Here is an 18,482-nt window from a genome sequence, read left to right on the forward strand (position 1 = left end):
CGAACTCACGCTGGTCAGCGTGTCGGTCAGCAGCGCGGCGGTAGAGCGGGTCTGCTGGTCGCGCATGGTCACACCCGGTCCGAGGGGTGCAGGCGCATGGGCGCAGGCGCGGGGCTGCCGGCCTTGGCGAAGCGCACGGCCGCGAAGCCCAGCAGCGCAGCACCCCCAAGGAACAGGGCCGGGTTGCGCCGGGCAAGGGCGTTCGCCTCGCCGATCATCTGGCCAAGGTCGCGGTCGCGGATGCCGTCAGAGACATCGGCCAGGCCGCGCGCGAGGAAGGCGATCGAGCGTTCCGAGGCAGAGCCGCCCTGCATGTCCTGCGCCNCGCGGATGCCGTCAGAGACATCGGCCAGGCCGCGCGCGAGGAAGGCGATCGAGCGTTCCGAGGCAGAGCCGCCCTGCATGTCCTGCGCCGCGCGCCGAAGGGCCGAGGCCGCCTCGGCCATGTCGTCGGCGACGCTGCCGCGGGCCGCCTCGGCCTGCGCCTTCGCGCCTTCGACCGCTTCGCCCAGCCGGGCGCTGGCGGCAGCGCGCAGGTCGGAGGCGGTGCCCTGCACGGCCTCGCGCGCTTCCTCGGCCAGCCGCCGCGCGTTGGGCGTTGCCGGCTTCGGTGCCGCGGGAGCCGTGGCGCCAGTGCCGGTGGTGGGGCTGGCTTGCGTGGATGGGGTGGTCACCGGGCGGAGGCCCTGGGTGCCGGGCTGGCCGGTTCCGGGCTGGCTGGCGCCGCCCTGCGCGGGGCGGCCATGTGGGGGCATGTGGTCGGTCATCGGATCACCTCGATTGTTGGCAGGAGCTATACCCACTGCCTAGTGGTCGCGAAAAATACGTCATTCAGCCTGACTGACCCAAAAGAGGTCAAGAAAATCTGTGACGCTAAAGCACTAACACGGCGCACAAATTTGCATCGCTAAATGCCATAAGCGCGACGGTTCACTGGTGGTGGTGCATAACGAACTTTATCCCCCAGAAGTTCCTCTATGCGCTACACGAAGGTAGACAAGTTGCAGTCACAGACATGAACCAAACATTTCTTGGCACCTTGAAGGGCTCAATGATGCGGCTCCCTGTATATCTGAGATAGCAACGTTGCGCTCTAAGTGTCGCCTACTTTATGGTCCTGAACGTTTTGACGAAAGCATCTTCGTAGAGACTATAATGATTAGTTAGCGTCGATGAGTCAGGGGAATACGCCTTCGTTTAATTCATGTCCTTCCGAGGAATGAAGTCAGAGCTGCGTTGAAAGCTTTGTAGTGCGTGATCTGGCATGCGTTGGGTGCGCCGCGGAGTATTTCAATATCGCTTCTAGAGAGAATAGCGTGCGTGGGGATTGCAGTTTTGTCGATCGGATAAATCATGTCTTGATCACCATGCAAGACGAGGCATGGTAAATCGGCTATCTCAAGGTCGTCAGAGAAATCTTCGGTCTGTATGAGTGAAAGACACTGCATAAGAGACCCAGCGTCACACCGTTCAGCGAGAGCTATGGCTTTCCAGAGGTTGCTCGCAGCTGCTCGCTGAGATGAGTTTATTGAATGAGCGTTGCTAATGTAATCTTCCAAACATGATGATCTGCGAGAAGCGTCTTCGGTGAACCATTTTTGCGCATCTTCCGGGGTGAGCGAAAATGACCCTTTGACATTTGGCGCAAATGGCGTAGCTGAAGAAGCGAACACAGCCGCGCGTAGTCTTACCAAGCCGTGTCTCCTGATGTAGCGAGCGACTTCACCTCCGCCCATGCAAAAACCTACTAGTGTAACATCAGTGAGATCCAACGACTGAAGGATCGTCTCTATGTCGTCGGCCAAGTTATCAAAACTCAGGAGCCTGGAGGTCGCCTGTGATCCACCGCATCCACGACGGTCGATGCATATTACACGATTTCCGCTAGCTGCTAACGCGGAGACTTGTTTGTCCCAACTTTCCAATGATGAAGACCATCCGTGCAAGAGCACAACTACGCGCCCGGTCCCGCCGCTGTCCGTGAAATTTATGCCGTCGTAGATTTTGCCCACTTCCGGCACCTCGCATCCATGCTTTGGAGAAAAACGCGCGATCGGCTAGGCTGTTCCCAAGCCAATTGCACAGCAGCTGTCAGACGCGCCTTGGGATGATGTCCAAGCTCGTGGTGTCGCTGGCGGCTGGCCTTGCGCTCTAATGAAGGCCGAGCAGGTCAGTTGCGCTGTGCGGCAGGCAGGCTGGACAATGGCGTCACCGAAGTCGGGCGCGAGTGAGACATCATGGACGTAGTCCTCCTGGATCCCGACCGCCAGCGCCGCTCTCAAGTCCATTTACGCGCGCCGCCAGGTCGGGAGCGGACAACTCTTTGCGCGGTTCCTGTGCACTTTTGGAGAACCGGCTAGCTCGACGTCAACGGAGCCGGGTTTGAGATCGAGTTCTATGCGAGGTGCCGATAGGGTTTTCTCAATCCCCTAATCGTATGGAACATCCGTCTTCGCAGCCGGTTGAGACAACATGCGCCCGACGAGGCGTTTCGCACGCCACCTAGAGCCGAGCCGCCCTTGCGGTTTCGGTCCCGCCGGGAGAGCCAGCATGAAGACCACTCTTACCATCAATGGGGTAGAGACCGCCCTGGATATCGACCCGCGGGTCACGCTGCTGGACGCGCTGCGGGACCACCTTGGGCTGACTGGCACGAAAAAAGGGTGCGATCATGGTCAGTGCGGAGCCTGCACCGTCTTGGTGGATGGCCGACGGATCAACGCCTGCCTGACGCTCGCTGTGATGCATGATGGTAATGAGATCACTACCATCGAAGGGATCGGAACCGCCGAAGATCCCTCTCCGCTGCAAAAGGCGTTTGTTAGCTGCGATGGGTTCCAATGCGGTTATTGCACACCGGGCCAGATCGTCTCGGCGACCGGAATGCGGGCAGAGGCAGCGGCGGGATGGCCCTCGCAAGCCAGTGTTTCCCTGACCGAGGCTACCCAGCTTTCCGACGCCGAAATCGCAGAGAGGATGAGCGGCAACCTCTGCCGTTGCGCAGCGTATCCCGGCATCCGTCAGGCCATCACGCAGGTTTTCGGGACAGAGACGCAGGGCAAGCCTGCTGGCCTCTCGGAGGTTCAGGCATGAGGACCTTCGATTATCTGCGTGCGTCCAGCCTAGATCAGGCGGCTGGGATGATCGGCGCCGGGGCTACGGTGATTGCCGGCGGCACGAACCTGCTCGACCTTATGAAGCTTCAGGTGATGACACCGGCGCAGCTGGTCGACATCAACCGCATTCCTGGCTTGGACGAGATTGAAGAATCATCCGCAGGTCTTCGCATCGGGGCTTTGGTGCGAAACTCCGATTTGGCTGCCGATCTGCGGATCAGACGGGACTACCCTGTTTTGGCGCGGGCCTTGCTCGCAGGCGCCTCCGGCCAACTGCGGAACAAAGCGACGACGGGCGGCAACCTGCTACAACGCACCCGCTGTCCTTATTTTTACGATACGGCGATGGCCTGCAACAAGCGCGATCCTGGGGCCGGATGCTCGGCAAAGGGCGGTGAAGCGCGGATGACTGCGGTTCTGGGGACGTCCGAACACTGCATCGCGGCACATCCATCCGATATGGCTGTCGCGATGACTGCCATGGGCGCAGAGGTGGAACTCCAGAGCGCGAACGATCGGCGCACGATCGCCCTGCCGGACCTATACCGACTGCCAGGTGAGCAACCGCAGATCGAAAACCAGCTATCAGCTGGCGAGATCATCACGGCGGTGTTATTGCCCGCTCCACGACCCGGGTCCATTCAAAGTTATCGTAAAGTTCGCGACCGCGCTTCCTACGCGTTCGCGCTGGTGTCGGTCGCTGCGGTCCTCGAGATGCATGACGGTCGGATCGGGGACATAGCTCTGGCATTCGGCGGAATTGGCGCACGACCATGGCGCGACCCTTCTGTGGAAGCGATCCTAAAGGGAGAAGTCCCTGAAGCAGCTCTCTTCGCCCGTGCAGCAGACAAGCTTTTCGAAACGGCACGCACCGAACCTGGCAATGCGTTCAAGATCACGCTGATGCGCCGCACACTGGCCGCCACCTTGCGGGAAGCCACAGGCCTTACGACCCGCAGCATTGGCACTGATATTGCAGGAGAAGCGGCATGACCGAGACATTCCGCATGGACAAGATCCAGCCGCGCCTTCTGGACCAAACGCGGCAAGGCCTAATCGGAAGAGCTCTGGATCGCCCCGAGGGGAGGCTGAAAGTTGCAGGGCAGGCCAGATATGCCGCAGAGATGCCCATGGAGCGGCTGGCACATGGAGTTCTCGTCCGCTCGACAATCACTCGCGGGCGCGTCTCTGAATTCCAGACCGGATCTCTTGATGGGCTCGAAGGCGTTCTCGGTCTCTGGCACGGTCCGAAGTTCCTTCGCAACGCAGCTCAAGGCATGGCCGGCGCTGCGCCGGTGCAGCCCGCCGATCGGGTTGACTATTACGGACAGCCGATAGCGCTGGTGGTTGCCGAGAGCTTCGAAGTCGCTCGCGACGCTGCCCTCCGCCTGAAGGTGACGTATGAGGCTGAACGGGCCGAGGTAGACCCGCGCAAAGCTAGTGAGGTTGAGAGCGAAGACGAAAGTTTCGGTGACCTCGCGAGGGCGATGGCGGATGGCGCGGCGACACTCGACCGCCGCTTCACCACCCCGCCGCAAGTTGCAGCAGCGATGGAACCACATGCCTGCATAGCCGAGTGGTCGGGAGATCGGCTGACGCTCCATGGTGCCCTCCAGATGCTGCAGTTCAATCGCAAAGAACTGGCGGATTCCCTCGGCATCCCTTCAGACAACGTGAGGCTCCTCGCGCCCTATGTCGGGGGAGGCTTCGGCTCGAAGCTCGGTGTCGGCCCTGAGGCAGTAGCAGCGTCCCTCGCCGCACGCGATTTGGGGCGGCCTGTGCGAGTGGTTTTGTCTCGCCAGCAGGTCTTCGATTTCGTCCTGCGCCGGACCGAAACCAAGCAACGCTTGCGACTGGCGGCAGACGAGAATGGAAAGATCACGGGCCTCGCCCATGACGACCGGGTATCGAACCTGCCGGGCGAGAGCTTCAGCGAACCCGTCAATGCCGCGACCCACTTTCTCTACGGCGGCACGAACCGCAGCTATACCCATGAAATCGCCCGCATTCACCGACCCGCGTCGGGCTCGGTGCGCGCGCCGGGCGAGGCGGTGGGTATGCTGGCCCTTGAGGCCGCTATTGACGAGATGGCCGACACGCTCGGGATCGATCCGCTCAAGTTCCGCCTGCAAAATCTTCCGGAAACCCACCCAGAAACCGGCCAACCGTATTCGAGCCGCGCTTTGGCTGAATGTCTGGAAGCGGGCGCCGCAGCCTTTGGCTGGGCTGACAGATGGCCAGCGGGCAGCAGATCCGAAGGCCCTTGGCTGATCGGCATGGGGCTCGCCGCAGCGGGCCGGAAGAACATGCTCATCAAATCCTCTGCGAAGATCACGCTGACAGCGACCGGTGCTATCGTCGAAACGGACATGACGGACATCGGCACCGGGACCTACGCAATCCTCACTCAGATCACCGGGGAAATGCTGGGACTATCCGCGGCCCAAGTGCAGGTGCGTCTAGGCGATACCGCGCTCCCCCCAGCCTCTGGTTCGGGTGGCTCTTTTGGTGCAAGCTCGGTCGGCTCAGCGGTTTTCCTCGCCGCGAAGAAGATCAGGGGCCACATCGCGGGACTTCTCGATTGCGCCGTCGATGACCTCGATCTGACCGATGGTCTGGCTCGTGGCGCGAACCGAGAGGCGCGCCTTGATCAGCTGATCGAAACGGAAATCGTTGAGGAAGCGACGATCGAGGCTGGCGCCCTTGAGGACAGTCATTTCCAATCAGGCTTTGGCGCAACATTTGCAGAAGTCGCGGTGCATGCCGACACTGGCGAAGTCCGCGTTAGACGTATGGCCGGGACATTCGCGGCCGGCCGGATCCTCAACGAGAAGACCGCAGCTTCACAATGCATCGGCGGTATGGTGTGGGGCATTGGCGCAGCGCTGACAGAGGAGCTTCTGCACGACCCGCGCACCGGCCATGTCATCGGCCGTGATTTCGCGAACTACCACATCCCCTGCCATGCGGACGTCCCGCAGATCGAGGTGACTTTCCTAGACGAACGGGACGATCAGGCGAACCCCCTGCAGTCGAAGGGCATTGGTGAGCTTGGGATCTCGGGCGCGGGAGCCGCGGTCATGAACGCCGTTGCACACGCGATTGGCCTGAGGCTTTACGATTATCCCGCCACGCCTGATCGGGTAATCTCGGCTTTGGAAAAAGCGGACCGCTAGGTGTTCAGTCCCGGCATTTGGTGGATCGGGCTCACGATGAATCTGTCTGGCTCTGATGTCCAGATTTTGCAGATGTATTCGTAGGGCGTGAGGCCGTTTAGCGTCTTCAGGCGACGGGCGAAGTTGTAGGCTGCCAAGTAGTCGCCGAGATGGGTGCGTAGCTGGTCGTGGCTGTCGTAATGGAAGCGTTTGACCGTCGCGTCCTTGGTAAGCGAAGTATTGAGTAACCCCTCCCGGCCGACGGGGGTCTGTTGCAGCATGTCGAGGTTCACGAAGGAGCCCGACATGGCCAACATTAGCGCCACCCTCAGCGAGTCCTGCTCGCCGCCTAACCAGGGCACCGCGTCCCACCAGGCGCTGCCGTCTGGTGGCACCCAATGATCAACAGCCTCGGCAACGTGAAGATCTACGTCTGGACCCAGCCCATCGACTTCCGGAAAGGCATGAACGGTCTGGTCTCAATGATCGTCTCCCAGCTTGGGCTGAAGCCGTTCAGCGGTGCAATGTTCATCTTCCGCTCGCGCCGTGCTGACCGTCTGAAGCTGATCTTTTGGGATGGGTCCGGCTTGGTGATGGTCGTGAAGCGCCTCGAAGATCGGGCGTTCAGCTGGCCCACCGCCACGAATGACGCGCTAAGCATCTCCGTCAGCCAGTTTCAAGCTTTGTTCGAGGGGATCGATTGGCGGCGGGTCGTTCCGTTGCGCACCAAGACACCGACGGACGTGTGATGGCCGCCCTAGCGCAATATATCGACGCTCAAGGCTCTGACGACGAGCGCCTCGTCTCAGGGGTTCGACTCTTCGGCCTTTTATACGGCGAACGCCCGGCAGACTGTGCGCGGTCGGCCGAAGCCGAAGCTGATCTGCCTGAAACACGCGTCGAGCGCCTGCCCTCCGTGGAGCAAAACTTGCGAGTGGGGGCACTCCGTCCGACCGAAGACATTGCTCCAGAGACCATGTCCTTTGGCGCCGCCGTCTCGCGCGCCGTCGCCAGATCCCCCCCGCCACCCACGGTCGGCGAGGACAATCTTTTTTCAGGGAAGCAAAGGGTGACTCATGTCTTCGATAAACGGACTTGCCGTCGCGGTGAACGAGGCCTCGGAACAGTCAATCTGGGGTCATAAAGTCTCGACGCATAGGACAGGCCGCCGTCGTTGGCCGTCCGCGATCAGGAAGCGTGCTGTGGCGCGCGTCGCTGCAGGTGAAACCATCGCCTCGGTCGCCCGCGAAATCGAGATGAATGAGAACCTCTTGGCGAAATGGGCCCGCGCGGATCGCCAAACGGACGAGGTTCCAAAGTTCGTCAAGATCGCCGTCGCAGAAGATGTTGCTCCAGAACCGGTGCCTGCTTCACCCGCGAAGTCGATGATCATCCCGGACGCCATGCACCAGGTTTCCCTGTGTGAGCTCCATGTCGGTGGGACAGTGTTCAAATTCGACCACCGGTTGCCGATCGAAAGCATTAAACGGGTCATGGCGGCAATGAATTCAGCGGGCTGACTTTCACTTAGGCGCAGACAGCCGCCTCACGATTTTAGCAATAACATCAAAGGTAAACGGGCACGAGCAACGTGCGCGACGGCGCCCTCGTGCCCAGAGCGAAAGAAATTAATGCACCACAAAGGCTTCGTCTGGCCGAAACCGCAAGCCGATCCCTACGCGCTGAGCAAAGTTCAATTCGCCGCGCTTTTCGAGGGCGGCGAACGGCGCCGCATCGTTCCGCCGAAGACCAGCCCCCCGAAATTCTCTGAACTTGTCCCGCTTGTGGAGAAGCTCGAACTCTTCTCGAAAGGTTCCAATGACCCGTATCCCCTTCGTCACCTCCCGCTTCCCTGACCCGCGATACAATGAGTTCGCCTTGCGTAACCGCTTCCGCGGGTTCGCGGTGCAGCTGGAGGCGCGGAAGAACCCGCAACCTCAGGCGACCGATCCAAACGGCAAACCCGCCTCCGTGTCCCTGCACGACATCGTCGACAAGCCCTCTGTCCCCTACGAAGTTGGTGTCCGGATCAATCGCCGATCCAAGTGCCTGGCTGCGCAGCATGTGGCCGCCGGGCCCATTGCCCAGTTGAAAGATGATGACCGTGAGCTGATCGAGCGCGTCCGCGACGGTGTCGCCCTGGTGCGGATCGAATCCGAAGATCACGCCGACCGGGTCGCGGCCGCGGTGCATGAGGAATTCCCTTGGCTGGCCCCCGCGACGGTCGCGCTCTGGCACGCGATGCGGCGCTCGGTCCGGAACAGCGACCGGGGGTTTCGGCTGCCGCCTCTCGTGCTCGACGGTCCACCCGGGATCGGCAAATCCGCTTGGGCGCGCTACGTCGCCGAGCAACTCAGGGTGCCGACCATCGCCATCGATGCGAGTGGCGACGGTGCGGGATGGGGGATCATTGGTTTGCAGAAGGGATGGGGCTCGGCGATGCCCGGTCGTCCCCTGACGACGATCATCGAACACCAGATCGGCAACCCGTGCGTGATCATTGATGAGGTTGAAAAGCCCGGTGTCGATCGCAACGCGAAGGGCGAGAGCTACAGCCTGACCAGCGCGCTGCTTCCTCTCCTCGAACCGCTCGGTGCGAGGGCGTGGAACTGCCCCTATTTCCGTGTCCCGCTCGACATGTCCTGGATCAGCTGGATCATGACGAGCAACGACCAGCGGCGGCTGCCGGCACCTTTGCGGAGCCGCTGCACGATCCTGAGCCTGCGCCAGCTGACCCTGCCCGAACTGATGGATTTCGTCCGACGTCAGCAAGACCGGCGCGGCCTGTCAGATGACGCGATTGCGGCCGTGGTGGCCGCGCTAGAGACCGCGCCCGGCCTGACAACTTCACCAAGCCTGCGGACGGCGATCCGTCTTCTCTCGCTCGCGGAGGATCAGGACAACCGGCCGAGGTTCCACTGATGGCCTTCCCCTGGGAAATCGCCCTGGCGACCAGCGCGGTCGTCTATGGGCTCGGCGTCTCGGTGGCCTGCGCGGTTTCGATCAGGCGCATGGGCCGACCCGAGCCCGACCCTAGGGTGGTCGCCCGCGCACTCGCTTCGGCCCCGCCGCCGCCTGACAATGCGGCGGCGGGGGGGAACTAAGAGAACGTCCGCGTCGTCGTCATCGATGCGATGAGCGTGCTCGCCGAGATCAACGATCGCCGCAACCCATGGCGCGAGATCGCTCGGCGGTCGGTGTCGCCTCTCGACCCGCGCCACCATCCGGGCCCGCTCGCGGACTACGCGAGGGCGAGCGGCGTCTGGTGGGATCCGAGCTGGGCCGCAGATCTTGCAGCCGAGCTCCGTTCGATACGATTGCACCCCGGCGCTCTCACGGCCCTCGATGAGTTGCGCGGGTTGGGCTATCGCCTTGCCCTCATCGGCTGCGCGCCCATGGAGCACGCAGCGGCACTGCGTGTGCTGCTCGACGACAGGTTCGAGGCCGCAGTCTTCTCGGCAGAACACCCGTCGCTACGCCCCGGTCGTGAACTGCTTCGGCAGCTTCTGTCGGACCTGAATGCCGATCCCGCAGAGGTGCTTCTGATCGGCGACACATTTGCTTCCAGCATGGCGGACGCCGAGGACATGGGGCTGCGGGTAATGCACTTCGAGAGGGGCTACGTCGGGCTGCCGCACCGGATCGTCAGCTTAGCATCGGTCGTCGAGCAGCTGGGATGCTTTCCTCGGGGCGCCGCGCAGCAGTCAAGTGGTGGCCCCAATGCCCTAACAGAACTCGAGGCTTTCCGGCGACCCGGCCGCCCCGGATGTGAGCGACTTCGCGCGTCCGGAGCCCGACGTTTGGCGCTCAGCGAGGCCACGGCCAATGCGCTCGAGGCGGCGCTGAACTCGCCTTCTGGGTTCCATCCCGATCCTCTCACACGCCTGCCGCATGCATTGCAGACCGCCAGTCGTCAGGCCGAGCCCATGTCGCATTGCAGCCCTCCGATCAACCACATCGATCAGCAACTGAGAACGAACATGCCCGCCCAAGTTAAAGACTTCATTTGCCTTGCCCTGCGCGCCATAGCCGCGGCCGAGGCTGGTCCCGATCCGTTTGAGCTGGCGAACGCGCCGATCATCGATCTGTGGCAGCCCATGGTCACGCAGCGTGGCTCACCGACGCTGATCGGATATGCCTCCGGCCACCCCCGCTCCGGGGCAGACACAGTCCGCACATCCTGGCTGATCGCGATCAATCGCGAGGCCGGTTGGGCCAGGACTATCAGCAGGTTCTACCGGCTGGGTCAGCCCATTGGGAGCTTCGGAGAAGCTGTCGAGCATGAAAAGCTAACGCCGGAAGCCTTCAAGGCGGATGCCTATTCCTACGAATATCCGGGATACACCCCGGTCAGCGACCCCGCGGAGCTGGACCGGATCCTTGCCGAGCATACCGCTCGGTTTTTCAGTAGCCGGTGAGCCGCGCTCTGAATGCCCATTGCAGACACGAAGACCATGCCGGTCTTATATGCGGAGCGCCGTCCGGGTTAGGGAACTGGCCAAGAAAACAGAGCGCTCCCAAACCCGACGGTCAGCAGGCAGATCACGCAGATCAGCATCGCGTCGAGCTTCGTCCCATCCGAATGACGCGCTCTCAGGAAGATCGACTGGACGGGCACCCAAGAAGCCATCGCACGCGATGGATGTGGAAATGGAGGTCGCAATGGAAAGTCAGGACCGCCCATTGGTCGCAGGCATTGGGATCAGCAACCCTGACCGGGTGATCTTCTCAAGACCCAAGCGCACGAAACTGGACCTTGCGAGATACTACGAGGTGATGGCGGAGCGCATCCTGCCAGAGCTCGCCGATCGTCCGGTCTCTCTCCTAAGACTGCCAGAGGGGCTGGAAGGCGAGCGGTTCTTTCAACGGCATGCAGGTAAAGGATTTCCAAAAGCGATCCGGCCTGTGGTGATTGAAGAAAGCAGCGGTAGCGCCGCGGACTACATGACGATCCGTGATGTCGCGGGGCTGATTGGCGCGGTGCAGATGGGGACGGTGGAGTTCCATCCTTGGGCCGCGCGCCGCGACCGGCTCGACCGGCCAGAGCGTCTGGTCTTCGACCTCGATCCGGATGAAGGGCTCGGTTTCGCCGCCGTGCGCAAGGCCGCCTCGGACATCCGCGAGAGGCTGGAGCGCTTCGATCTGCAGAGCTATCCGATGCTATCAGGTGGCAAGGGTGTGCATGTGATCGTGCCGCTGAAGCGAACCGCGAGTTGGGACACTGTGAAGCTGTTCGCCCAGCTTCTCGCCACGCTTGCCGCAGAGGAGGCGCCGGAGCGCTACGTCGCGACGATGTCAAAGTCTGCCCGCAAGGGAAAAATCTTCATCGATTGGCTTCGCAATGAGCGTGGGGCTACCGCCATTGCACCGTTCTCGGTCCGGGCTCGGCCTGGTGCGCCGGTCGCGGTGCCAGTCGCTTGGGAGGAACTCGGCAAAATTCGGCGCGCTGACGCCTTCGGTATCCGAAGTGCAGAGAAGCGAGGTTGGGGAGATCTGGCCGTGCCCGAACCGCAGAACCTATCCGAGCGCCTGATCGCGAAGCTTGCGACGGGCGGCTAGACGGCCAGTTTCAAACAGTTTTCTTTTCCACGGGGTCTCTAGTCATGTCAGCTATATGCGGGCGAACTCATGTTCCGGCGACATAAATGATCGGCTACTGACCTGCCTACCGCGCTGGCGCTTTGAACACCTTCCAGAGATAGGCAGCCAGAAATCCGAACAGAACAATCCACGCCAGTGGGTCCAGCCACTCGGCCACAAGATGATACTGGGATTGAAGAAGGAACCCGGAGATCGCGAGGATGCTGTTCCAAATCAGGGTTCCGACGAGCGACAGGGCCAGGAAGCGGCCGATCGGCATGCGGGCCAATCCTGCCGGCACTGAAACAAAGGTGCGCACGGTCGGGATTAGACGGCCGAGCAGCACCGCCCAACCGCCGCGCCGATCAAACCATGCCTGACTTTTCTCGAGATCGGCGCCCGAGATGGCAGTCCAGCGGCCGTGCCTGTCAACGAAGCTCTGGATGCGCTCGGCACCCGTCCGTCTGGCTACCCAATACCAGAACCAAGCTCCGGCGAGGGAACCCGCGGATCCCGCCATGATGCTTGGGATGAGCGCCATTTCACCTTGCGCGGCGTTGAAGCCTGCGAGCGGCATAACCAACTCCGAAGGGATCGGCGGGAAGACGTTTTCAACGAACATCAGGGCCGCGACGCCCAGCAATCCAGCTTGCGCGATGAAGCCGGTGATCCATTCAAACATGTGCCGCCCTACGCGCCAAAACGCCCGCGCCATTGGCTGGGGATCGGCGGCTCCTCATTCGCGGTCTCTGTCTTCATGAGCAGGAAACCCGATCTGGTCAAAGAGGTATTTGAAGAGCCACAGGACGATGACCGCCAGCGCCGCAGCGATAGCAGCCAGTCCAGAGAGGCCGACGCCGCACGCCAACCCCACAGCGCCGGCCATCCACATTCCTGCGCCCGTCGTTAGCCCTTTGACCTTTCCGCGAGAGGTGATGATCGAGCCAGCGGCGAGGAATGCGACGCCCGCGGTCACCGCCTCGATCAACCGAAGAATGTCGATACGCTCTTCGACGCCGCCACCTCTGCTTCCAGATAGGGCGATTAGTTCCAGCGCGATCAGCGCAAATAGACAACTCGCCGCCGCGACGAGCACATGGGTCCTCAGACCCGCAGCCTTGTCACGCAGCTCGCGTTCGAAGCCAATAGCTCCACCGAGTAGGATCGAGAAGAAGAGCCTGAGCGCGACCACCTCGGGGGCGGTGGCGGCAAAGGACAGCGAGAATTCGGCGCGAAGGGTTTCCATCCCACGTTAACACCGGGATCCACAGAGTGTTCCGAGAACCGTGAAAAGCACTTTGGCGGCAAGGTCTGGACCAGAGCCGCACCAACACCTCGGTGTTCCGACGGCACCAACGGAGTAACCGTGCTGATGCTAGCGGGTCGCCCGGTTTGTCTGCGGCTCCGGGTAGCTGGGGCGGTGGCAGGCCCATAAATGGTCTCGGAGTTGCTGTAGCCGCGAGGAACCCAAGCCACAATCTGCGAGTTAATTAGGCAGATTTGCAAGGGAGGATCCGCCATGAATTGGGATATCGTCGAAGGCAATTGGAAGCAGCTCAAAGGCTCCGCGAAGGAGCAGTGGGGCAAGCTCACCGATGACGACCTCGACGTCGCGGCTGGCAAGCGCGACAAGCTTGCAGGCCTTATCCAAGAGAAATACGGCAAGACGCGCGACGAGGCCGAAAAGGAAGTCGACGACTACTACCGCGATCGCACCCTCTGATCGCGTCAGGCTTTATGAGGACGGCTGGGCAGGGCGAACGCTCTGCCCTTTCTCCTTCTGGAACCCCATAATCGTCTCGACCCAACCGGCACCGTCCCTAGGCTCAGGACTCATAGCCAGAAGAGGACGGTTGCGGCGAGAGCGATGGCCGAGAGGAAGACCTTCGGGCATCTGTCGTAGCGCGTCGCAACGCGCCTCCAGTCCTTCAACCTGCCGAACATGATCTCAATCCGGTTGCGGCGTTTGTAGCGTCGCCGATCATATCGGACCGGGCTCTTCCGCCCCTTCCGTCCCGGGATGCAGACCCGCAAGCCCTTGTCTTGCAGACCTTCTCTGAACCAGTCGGCATCATAGCCGCGATCGCCGAGCAGCCACTTCGCGGGTGGCAGGTCGCGCAGCATGGCCCGTGCGCCGGTGTAGTCGCTCACTTGGCCCGCGGTCATGAAAAGCCGCAGTGGGCGGCCCTCGCCGTCAGTGACAGCGTGGAGCTTGGTGTTCATCCCGCCTTTCGTGCGGCCGATGAGGCGTCCACGCCCCCCTTTTTTGCCCGCAGACTGGACGCCGTGCGATGGGCCTTCAGATACGTCGCATCAATCATGATGGTCCCGGGCTCGGGGGCCCCCGCGGCCAGTCCCTCGAAGATCCTGGCGAAGACGCCAAGCTCGCTCCATCGCTTCCAGCGGTTGTAGAGCGTCTTCGGAGGTCCATACTCCGAAGGTGCGCCCTGCCACCTCAAGCCGTTGCGATTGATGAAGATAATGCCGCTAAGGACCCTGCGGTCGTCGACGCGGCCTATGCGCTCGAGAACAAGAGCTTCGGCGCCACGACGCTTCGCCGCCGCCATCTGAAGCTGATCGGATCGCGCCTCAGCCTCGACTACACTGCCAAGGGTGGCCAACGCGTCCGCGCCGCCATTGCTGATCGCACCTTGAACCGGGGGCTGGCCGAGCTTGACGACTTGCCCGGCAAGACCTTGTTCCGCTGGATCGATGCCGGCGGCACCAGCCGCCCTGTCACTTCGGAGCAAGTGAATGAACGGCTGGCCGAGCTCGTAGAGGACGCCGGTGCGACTGCGAAAACCTTCCGCACTTGGAACGGGTCCACCGCCGCATTCGAGGCCGCGATGACCGACGAGCCATTGACGATCAAGGCGCTGTCCGAGGCCGCGGCGGCGCGCCTGCACAACACCCCCACCATCGCCAGAAAAAGCTACATCCACCCGTCTGTCTTGGCTCTGACAGAAACTGATCCGGCAGATCGCGCTGCCCTGATGGAAGCTGCACCAAAAGTCGACGGCCTGGCCCGGACGGAGTCTGCGCTGCTGCATTACCTTGACGCAGGAGCAGCGTCTTCGAAATCGGTGGGATGAGATCAGCCGAGAGCATGGCGCCGATGGCCGGCTTGACATTTGCTGCTTTGGAAAAATCGGTTCCTGACACACCAGCTTACCGCGCTGGGACCGATTAGTTTGGTCTTGGCCGCTCTTGGTTGAGGCCACGCAATCCCGCAATATTTGGTTCCTACTGAAGCCGCCGACAATTATGACGTTTCCTTAACGTCGTCCCGGAACATCTCTTCATGCTGCTGGTTAATTGAGCAGCGGGCCGGATATGGTCCGAAAATCAGGAGATTGAGATGACCAAGCTTCTCGCTTCGACGGCACTCGTTGCCATGCTCGCTGTCCCGGCCCTGGCGCAAACCACCAACGGCAGCGCAACCACCCCACCCGCCGCCGCGACGACGGGCGACGCCGCCTCCACGACGACCGCTGCCACCACCACGGGTGACATGGGCTTCGGCTACATGATGATGGATGGCGACATGTCGTCCGATGTGTTCATCGGCAAGCGCCTCTACGTCTCCGAGACCGACGTCGATCCCAACGCCGCGATGAACGACGTCGATGAAGGGTGGGACGACATCGGCGAGATCAGCGACCTGATCATTTCGGGCGATGGTCAGGTGAAGGCGGTAATCGTGGATATCGGCGGCTTCCTCGGCATGGGCGAGAAGTCGGTGGCTGTGGCGATGGACCAGCTGCGCGTCATCCCCGATGGCGACAGCGCTGGCGACTACTTCGTCGTCTTCACCGCCGATCGCGGCGCTCTGGAAAGTGCTCCCGAGTTTGCCTGGCCGGACGCCCCGGCCAACTAAGGGACGGATCACAATTCGTAAGGGCCGCGGATGCATCCGCGGCCCTTTTGCTTTCAGGACCTTTGGCAGGGTAGCGCCTGACTTTCTCGGCGGCAGCACCAAGTTGCTGGCAGATACTTTGGCTGAGAGAGAGGCCTAATAAAGCTTCCAAAAGCCAGCGATGATCTCGGCCTCAGCCATGGAGCTGAGTAGAAGTGGGAGTGAACATGCGCGCGAACGATCTGACGGCGATCTATTTGTCCTACATCGACTGCTTAAATGCTCGGGACTGGGACAACCTCGGGTCTTGGGTCGGTGACGCGGCCAGCTACAACGGCACCGTCATCGGGCTGGACGGCTATCGCGCCATGTTGGAGCGCGATGTCGCGGCAATCCCGGATCTGCAGTTCAACGTGGCGCTGCTGCTGAGTGATCCCCCTATGTCGCAGCACGGCTTACCTTCGACTGCACTCCCGCGGGTGAACTGTTTGGCCTTGCCGTCGATGGCCGCCGCGTGCATGTCGATCCTCGCGTCCCAACCACGCCTCGAGAACTCTTCATGCAGGTCGCGCTGAATGTCTTGATGAGACAGCGACGGACCATCGGAATAGCGCGTGTCTTCGACAAGAAGCCGGGTCGGCGAGACAGGCAGGAGGTAAAGGAAGCGATAGCCGTCATGCTGCGGAACCGTAGCATCCATTATGACAGGGCGCTCGATGCCGTGTGGCGCGGCGGTCTCGATTTCCAGCCCCACGACTTTCTGAAAGCCAAGGTCAAGCGCCCGGTTGTCGGCAAAGCCACGGGCATCAATCACCGTGTTTGCAGCAATACGCTCGCCATCCGCCAAGGCAAGCGACCCGGGGCGAAGCCCTTCGATGCGTCCGACTATCCTCGAAACCGTCGTTAGGCCAGACAGAGCCGCATTGAGGCTTTCCGGGGTGACGCAGGCATAGCCCGTGCTAAGGTGCCTGACGAAGCCGGGAAATCGCACCTTTTGCTCCGACCAGGACTTTGCGACCGCCGAAGATAGCCAGCCGTAGTCGGAACGTCTGATATCGGGCTCGTGAAAGCACCAGGTGTGCCCGGAAAGTGGATCGGTCCGCTCATCCATGTTATCACCCAGGCGGTGCTGGCTCTGGCGGCCGCGCGCTTCCCGGACAACTTCGGCGATCTGGAGCCTTCGGCTGTGCCGTCGAACAATCTGAGCACAGCCTTTGTTCCGTTCGGGTCAGAGCAACAAATGTTGGAATGACGCGGGGCGAGGAGAGGCTACGTCAGGCAGAGAGGCGGTGTGGCGACATGAAGTTCGTGTCGGCGCCTTTCGGAGGGGCAGATGTCAATAATCAACAGCCGCGGCATGTTCTTCGGGACAGCGGTAGCGGCCTTCTTCGCGCCTGTAGCCGCGCTGCCCCTCGCTGCCGTGTGCGTAGGACTTCAAGGGTTGCTCGCTGCACTCCACCTGGCGGCTTTCGCGACACGCCCTTCGAGGAGCGACCTTTTGTCATCGAGCAGGGTCACGGATCTCTTTTTCTCAGTTCATATCGCTACTCACGATGAGCCACCGGAACTGGTGCTGGCGACGCTCCAGAAACTAGCAAGTCAGGTCGATGCGCCGCCGTTTGAAGTAATTGTGCTTGATAACAACACTGTAGAGGTCGATCGCTGGCAGCCGGTTCAGGAAGCCTGTCAAAGCCTTGGGTTCCGCTTCTATCACGAGATGGGCGTCCAAGGGGCGAAAGCTGGGGCGCTCAACATTGCACTTCAATGCACATCGCGAGCAGCCACCCACGTGGTGATCCTCGATGCCGACTATCAGGTGGATGCGCGCTTCCTTTCGCGCGCTGCTTCGGCGCTGCGAGATCGGCCGTCGGATTTCCTGCAGTTTCCTCAGGCGTATAGGCAGACCGCGGGTGCTGCAGCTGGCCTTGCGTTAGAATTGGCCGACTACTTCGAGCGACATGCCCGTCAGGCTGATGGTGCTGATGCAATGTTACTGACCGGGACGCTGAGTGTCATTCGACACGATGCGCTTGAGGAAGTCGGCGGCTGGAGTTCCGCAAGTCTTACTGAAGATGCCGAACTGGGTTTGAGGCTTCAGCGCATGGGATATCGTGGAAGGCTCGTGGACGAGGTCGTGGGGCGCGGCCTGTTGCCTTTGGATCTTCAGGGTCTGGAACAGCAAAGGTATCGCTGGGCTGCCGGAAACATCACGACGCTGCTCTCCAAATTGACTGGTCTGCCGGCTCGGAAAGCGCTTCATGTAGGCTCACAACTGACCGCTTGGTCTAATCTTTCACTACCTTTGGCAGCGATGCTGATTGGTGGCGGTCTGGCAGCGGCTTTGGGAAACGCTTCGCCGAGCCTGATCGCGCTGCTGAGCATCGCCTCGGCTGGAATGCTGCTCGTTTACCTATCTACTCTGCTTCCCCTTCTACGCCCTTCACTGCAAAAGGATTGCGTTGGTAAGGGGACCCTAGCTGCCGCGCTCGCAATCAGAGTCGCAATGATCCTTCCCTCGGCCCGTGGCACGATTGATGGGATGCTCGGAACTGCAGGTGCGTTTCGCAGGACTCCCAAAGATGCAAAGACCTTCGCAGGTGCGGTCGATCTGACGCTCCCTTTTCTCGCCGCCAGCGGATTGGTTCTGATCTGTGCTCCTGATGTCCCCGCCTTTGCGAAACTTGCGGCGTTATTGCTGGCCCTTCCATTGCCGCTCTCCGTGGCAACTCAGGCCATGCTTTCAGATTACCGCCTTTCGATGCAGCCAGAATAGGA

General features: G+C 61.5%; 18 protein-coding genes and 2 pseudogenes. 14 read left to right on the forward strand and 6 right to left on the reverse strand.

Annotation, left to right across the window (positions count from 1 at the left end; all coding sequences use genetic code 11):
• Positions 1 to 1,202 precede the first annotated feature (1,202 nt).
• Positions 1,203 to 2,021, reverse strand: a complete 819-nt coding sequence (locus tag V8J36_RS22925) for an alpha/beta fold hydrolase (protein WP_442902524.1) — start codon at positions 2,019 to 2,021, stop codon at positions 1,203 to 1,205.
• Between the two features lie 529 nt (positions 2,022 to 2,550).
• On the opposite strand from V8J36_RS22925, the gene V8J36_RS21530 reads away from it, so the two are divergent.
• Genes V8J36_RS21530 through V8J36_RS21540 form a run of 3 tightly spaced genes read left to right on the forward strand, consistent with a single transcriptional unit; the run spans position 2,551 to position 6,292 of the window.
• Positions 2,551 to 3,093, forward strand: coding sequence for a 2Fe-2S iron-sulfur cluster-binding protein (locus V8J36_RS21530; protein WP_336469380.1), 543 nt, complete (start codon positions 2,551 to 2,553; stop codon positions 3,091 to 3,093).
• A complete protein-coding gene (locus tag V8J36_RS21535; protein ID WP_336469381.1) occupies positions 3,090 to 4,109 on the forward strand; it encodes an FAD binding domain-containing protein in 1,020 nt (339 codons plus the stop codon). Before V8J36_RS21530 ends, V8J36_RS21535 begins: the two co-directional genes overlap by 4 nt.
• On the forward strand, positions 4,106 to 6,292 hold the full coding sequence (locus tag V8J36_RS21540; RefSeq protein ID WP_336469382.1) for a xanthine dehydrogenase family protein molybdopterin-binding subunit: 2,187 nt from the start codon (positions 4,106 to 4,108) through the stop codon (positions 6,290 to 6,292). Before V8J36_RS21535 ends, V8J36_RS21540 begins: the two co-directional genes overlap by 4 nt.
• Here V8J36_RS21540 and V8J36_RS21545 read toward each other — a convergent pair.
• A pseudogene (locus V8J36_RS21545) lies at positions 6,289 to 6,498 on the reverse strand (IS3 family transposase); the annotation flags it as partial. The gene V8J36_RS21540 and the pseudogene V8J36_RS21545 overlap by 4 nt on opposite strands.
• 171 nt (positions 6,499 to 6,669) lie before the next feature.
• On the opposite strand from V8J36_RS21545, the gene tnpB reads away from it, so the two are divergent.
• The 6 genes from tnpB (at position 6,670) to ligD (ending at position 11,830) form a co-directional block, all read left to right on the forward strand.
• Positions 6,670 to 7,020, forward strand: a complete 351-nt coding sequence (gene tnpB / locus V8J36_RS21550; protein WP_336469383.1) for an IS66 family insertion sequence element accessory protein TnpB — start codon at positions 6,670 to 6,672, stop codon at positions 7,018 to 7,020.
• Positions 7,021 to 7,347: 327 nt separating this feature from the next.
• A complete protein-coding gene (locus V8J36_RS21555) occupies positions 7,348 to 7,791 on the forward strand; it encodes a transposase (RefSeq protein WP_336469384.1) in 444 nt (147 codons plus the stop codon).
• A gap of 111 nt (positions 7,792 to 7,902) precedes the next feature.
• Positions 7,903 to 8,127: a hypothetical protein gene (locus tag V8J36_RS21560; protein ID WP_336469385.1), complete on the forward strand. Its 225-nt coding sequence runs from the start codon at positions 7,903 to 7,905 to the stop codon at positions 8,125 to 8,127.
• Entirely contained in the window at positions 8,090 to 9,193 is a 1,104-nt protein-coding gene (locus V8J36_RS21565; RefSeq protein ID WP_336469386.1) for an AAA family ATPase, read from the forward strand. Before V8J36_RS21560 ends, V8J36_RS21565 begins: the two co-directional genes overlap by 38 nt.
• Before the next feature lie 212 nt (positions 9,194 to 9,405).
• A complete protein-coding gene (locus tag V8J36_RS21570) occupies positions 9,406 to 10,689 on the forward strand; it encodes a DUF6634 family protein (RefSeq protein ID WP_336469387.1) in 1,284 nt (427 codons plus the stop codon).
• A gap of 232 nt (positions 10,690 to 10,921) precedes the next feature.
• Positions 10,922 to 11,830, forward strand: a complete 909-nt coding sequence (gene ligD, locus V8J36_RS21575) for a non-homologous end-joining DNA ligase (protein ID WP_336469388.1) — start codon at positions 10,922 to 10,924, stop codon at positions 11,828 to 11,830.
• Positions 11,831 to 11,936: 106 nt separating this feature from the next.
• Here ligD and V8J36_RS21580 read toward each other — a convergent pair whose 3' ends face one another.
• Together V8J36_RS21580 and V8J36_RS21585 are read right to left on the reverse strand one after the other, a co-directional pair.
• Complete coding sequence (locus V8J36_RS21580; RefSeq protein ID WP_336469389.1) at positions 11,937 to 12,533, reverse strand: DedA family protein; 597 nt, start codon at positions 12,531 to 12,533, stop codon at positions 11,937 to 11,939.
• Between the two features lie 54 nt (positions 12,534 to 12,587).
• Positions 12,588 to 13,097, reverse strand: coding sequence for an MgtC/SapB family protein (locus tag V8J36_RS21585; protein ID WP_336469390.1), 510 nt, complete (start codon positions 13,095 to 13,097; stop codon positions 12,588 to 12,590).
• 273 nt (positions 13,098 to 13,370) lie between these two features.
• On the opposite strand from V8J36_RS21585, the gene V8J36_RS21590 reads away from it, so the two are divergent.
• A complete protein-coding gene (locus V8J36_RS21590; protein WP_336469391.1) occupies positions 13,371 to 13,574 on the forward strand; it encodes a CsbD family protein in 204 nt (67 codons plus the stop codon).
• A gap of 110 nt (positions 13,575 to 13,684) precedes the next feature.
• Here the strand turns inward: V8J36_RS21590 and V8J36_RS21595 are convergent.
• A protein-coding gene (locus tag V8J36_RS21595) for an IS5 family transposase (protein ID WP_442902526.1) occupies positions 13,685 to 14,418 on the reverse strand; the annotation gives its coding sequence in 2 pieces (ribosomal slippage) (positions 13,685 to 14,122 and positions 14,125 to 14,418; 732 coding nt in all).
• A gap of 9 nt (positions 14,419 to 14,427) precedes the next feature.
• Between V8J36_RS21595 and V8J36_RS21600 the strand changes: the two genes are divergently transcribed.
• From V8J36_RS21600 to V8J36_RS21610, 3 genes are all read left to right on the forward strand, one after another.
• Positions 14,428 to 14,943, forward strand: coding sequence for a hypothetical protein (locus V8J36_RS21600; protein WP_442902527.1), 516 nt, complete (start codon positions 14,428 to 14,430; stop codon positions 14,941 to 14,943).
• Positions 14,944 to 15,209: 266 nt separating this feature from the next.
• Positions 15,210 to 15,728 (forward strand): PRC-barrel domain-containing protein, encoded by a 519-nt coding sequence (locus V8J36_RS21605; RefSeq protein WP_336469392.1) that lies wholly within the window; start codon positions 15,210 to 15,212, stop codon positions 15,726 to 15,728.
• A 206-nt stretch (positions 15,729 to 15,934) separates the two neighbouring features.
• The gene (locus tag V8J36_RS21610) at positions 15,935 to 16,282 is read left to right on the forward strand and encodes an ester cyclase (RefSeq protein WP_336469393.1); all 348 of its coding nucleotides are present in this window, start codon (positions 15,935 to 15,937) and stop codon (positions 16,280 to 16,282) included.
• A 14-nt stretch (positions 16,283 to 16,296) separates the two neighbouring features.
• Here the strand turns inward: V8J36_RS21610 and V8J36_RS21615 are convergent.
• Positions 16,297 to 16,818 (reverse strand): annotated as a pseudogene (locus V8J36_RS21615) (lycopene cyclase family protein); the annotation flags it as partial.
• 387 nt (positions 16,819 to 17,205) lie between these two features.
• Here V8J36_RS21615 and V8J36_RS21620 point away from each other — a divergent pair.
• On the forward strand, positions 17,206 to 18,480 hold the full coding sequence (locus V8J36_RS21620) for a glycosyltransferase family 2 protein (RefSeq protein ID WP_336469394.1): 1,275 nt from the start codon (positions 17,206 to 17,208) through the stop codon (positions 18,478 to 18,480).
• Positions 18,481 to 18,482 lie beyond the last annotated feature (2 nt).

Source organism: Frigidibacter sp. MR17.14, from assembly GCF_037095735.1.
Taxonomy (GTDB): domain Bacteria; phylum Pseudomonadota; class Alphaproteobacteria; order Rhodobacterales; family Rhodobacteraceae; genus Frigidibacter.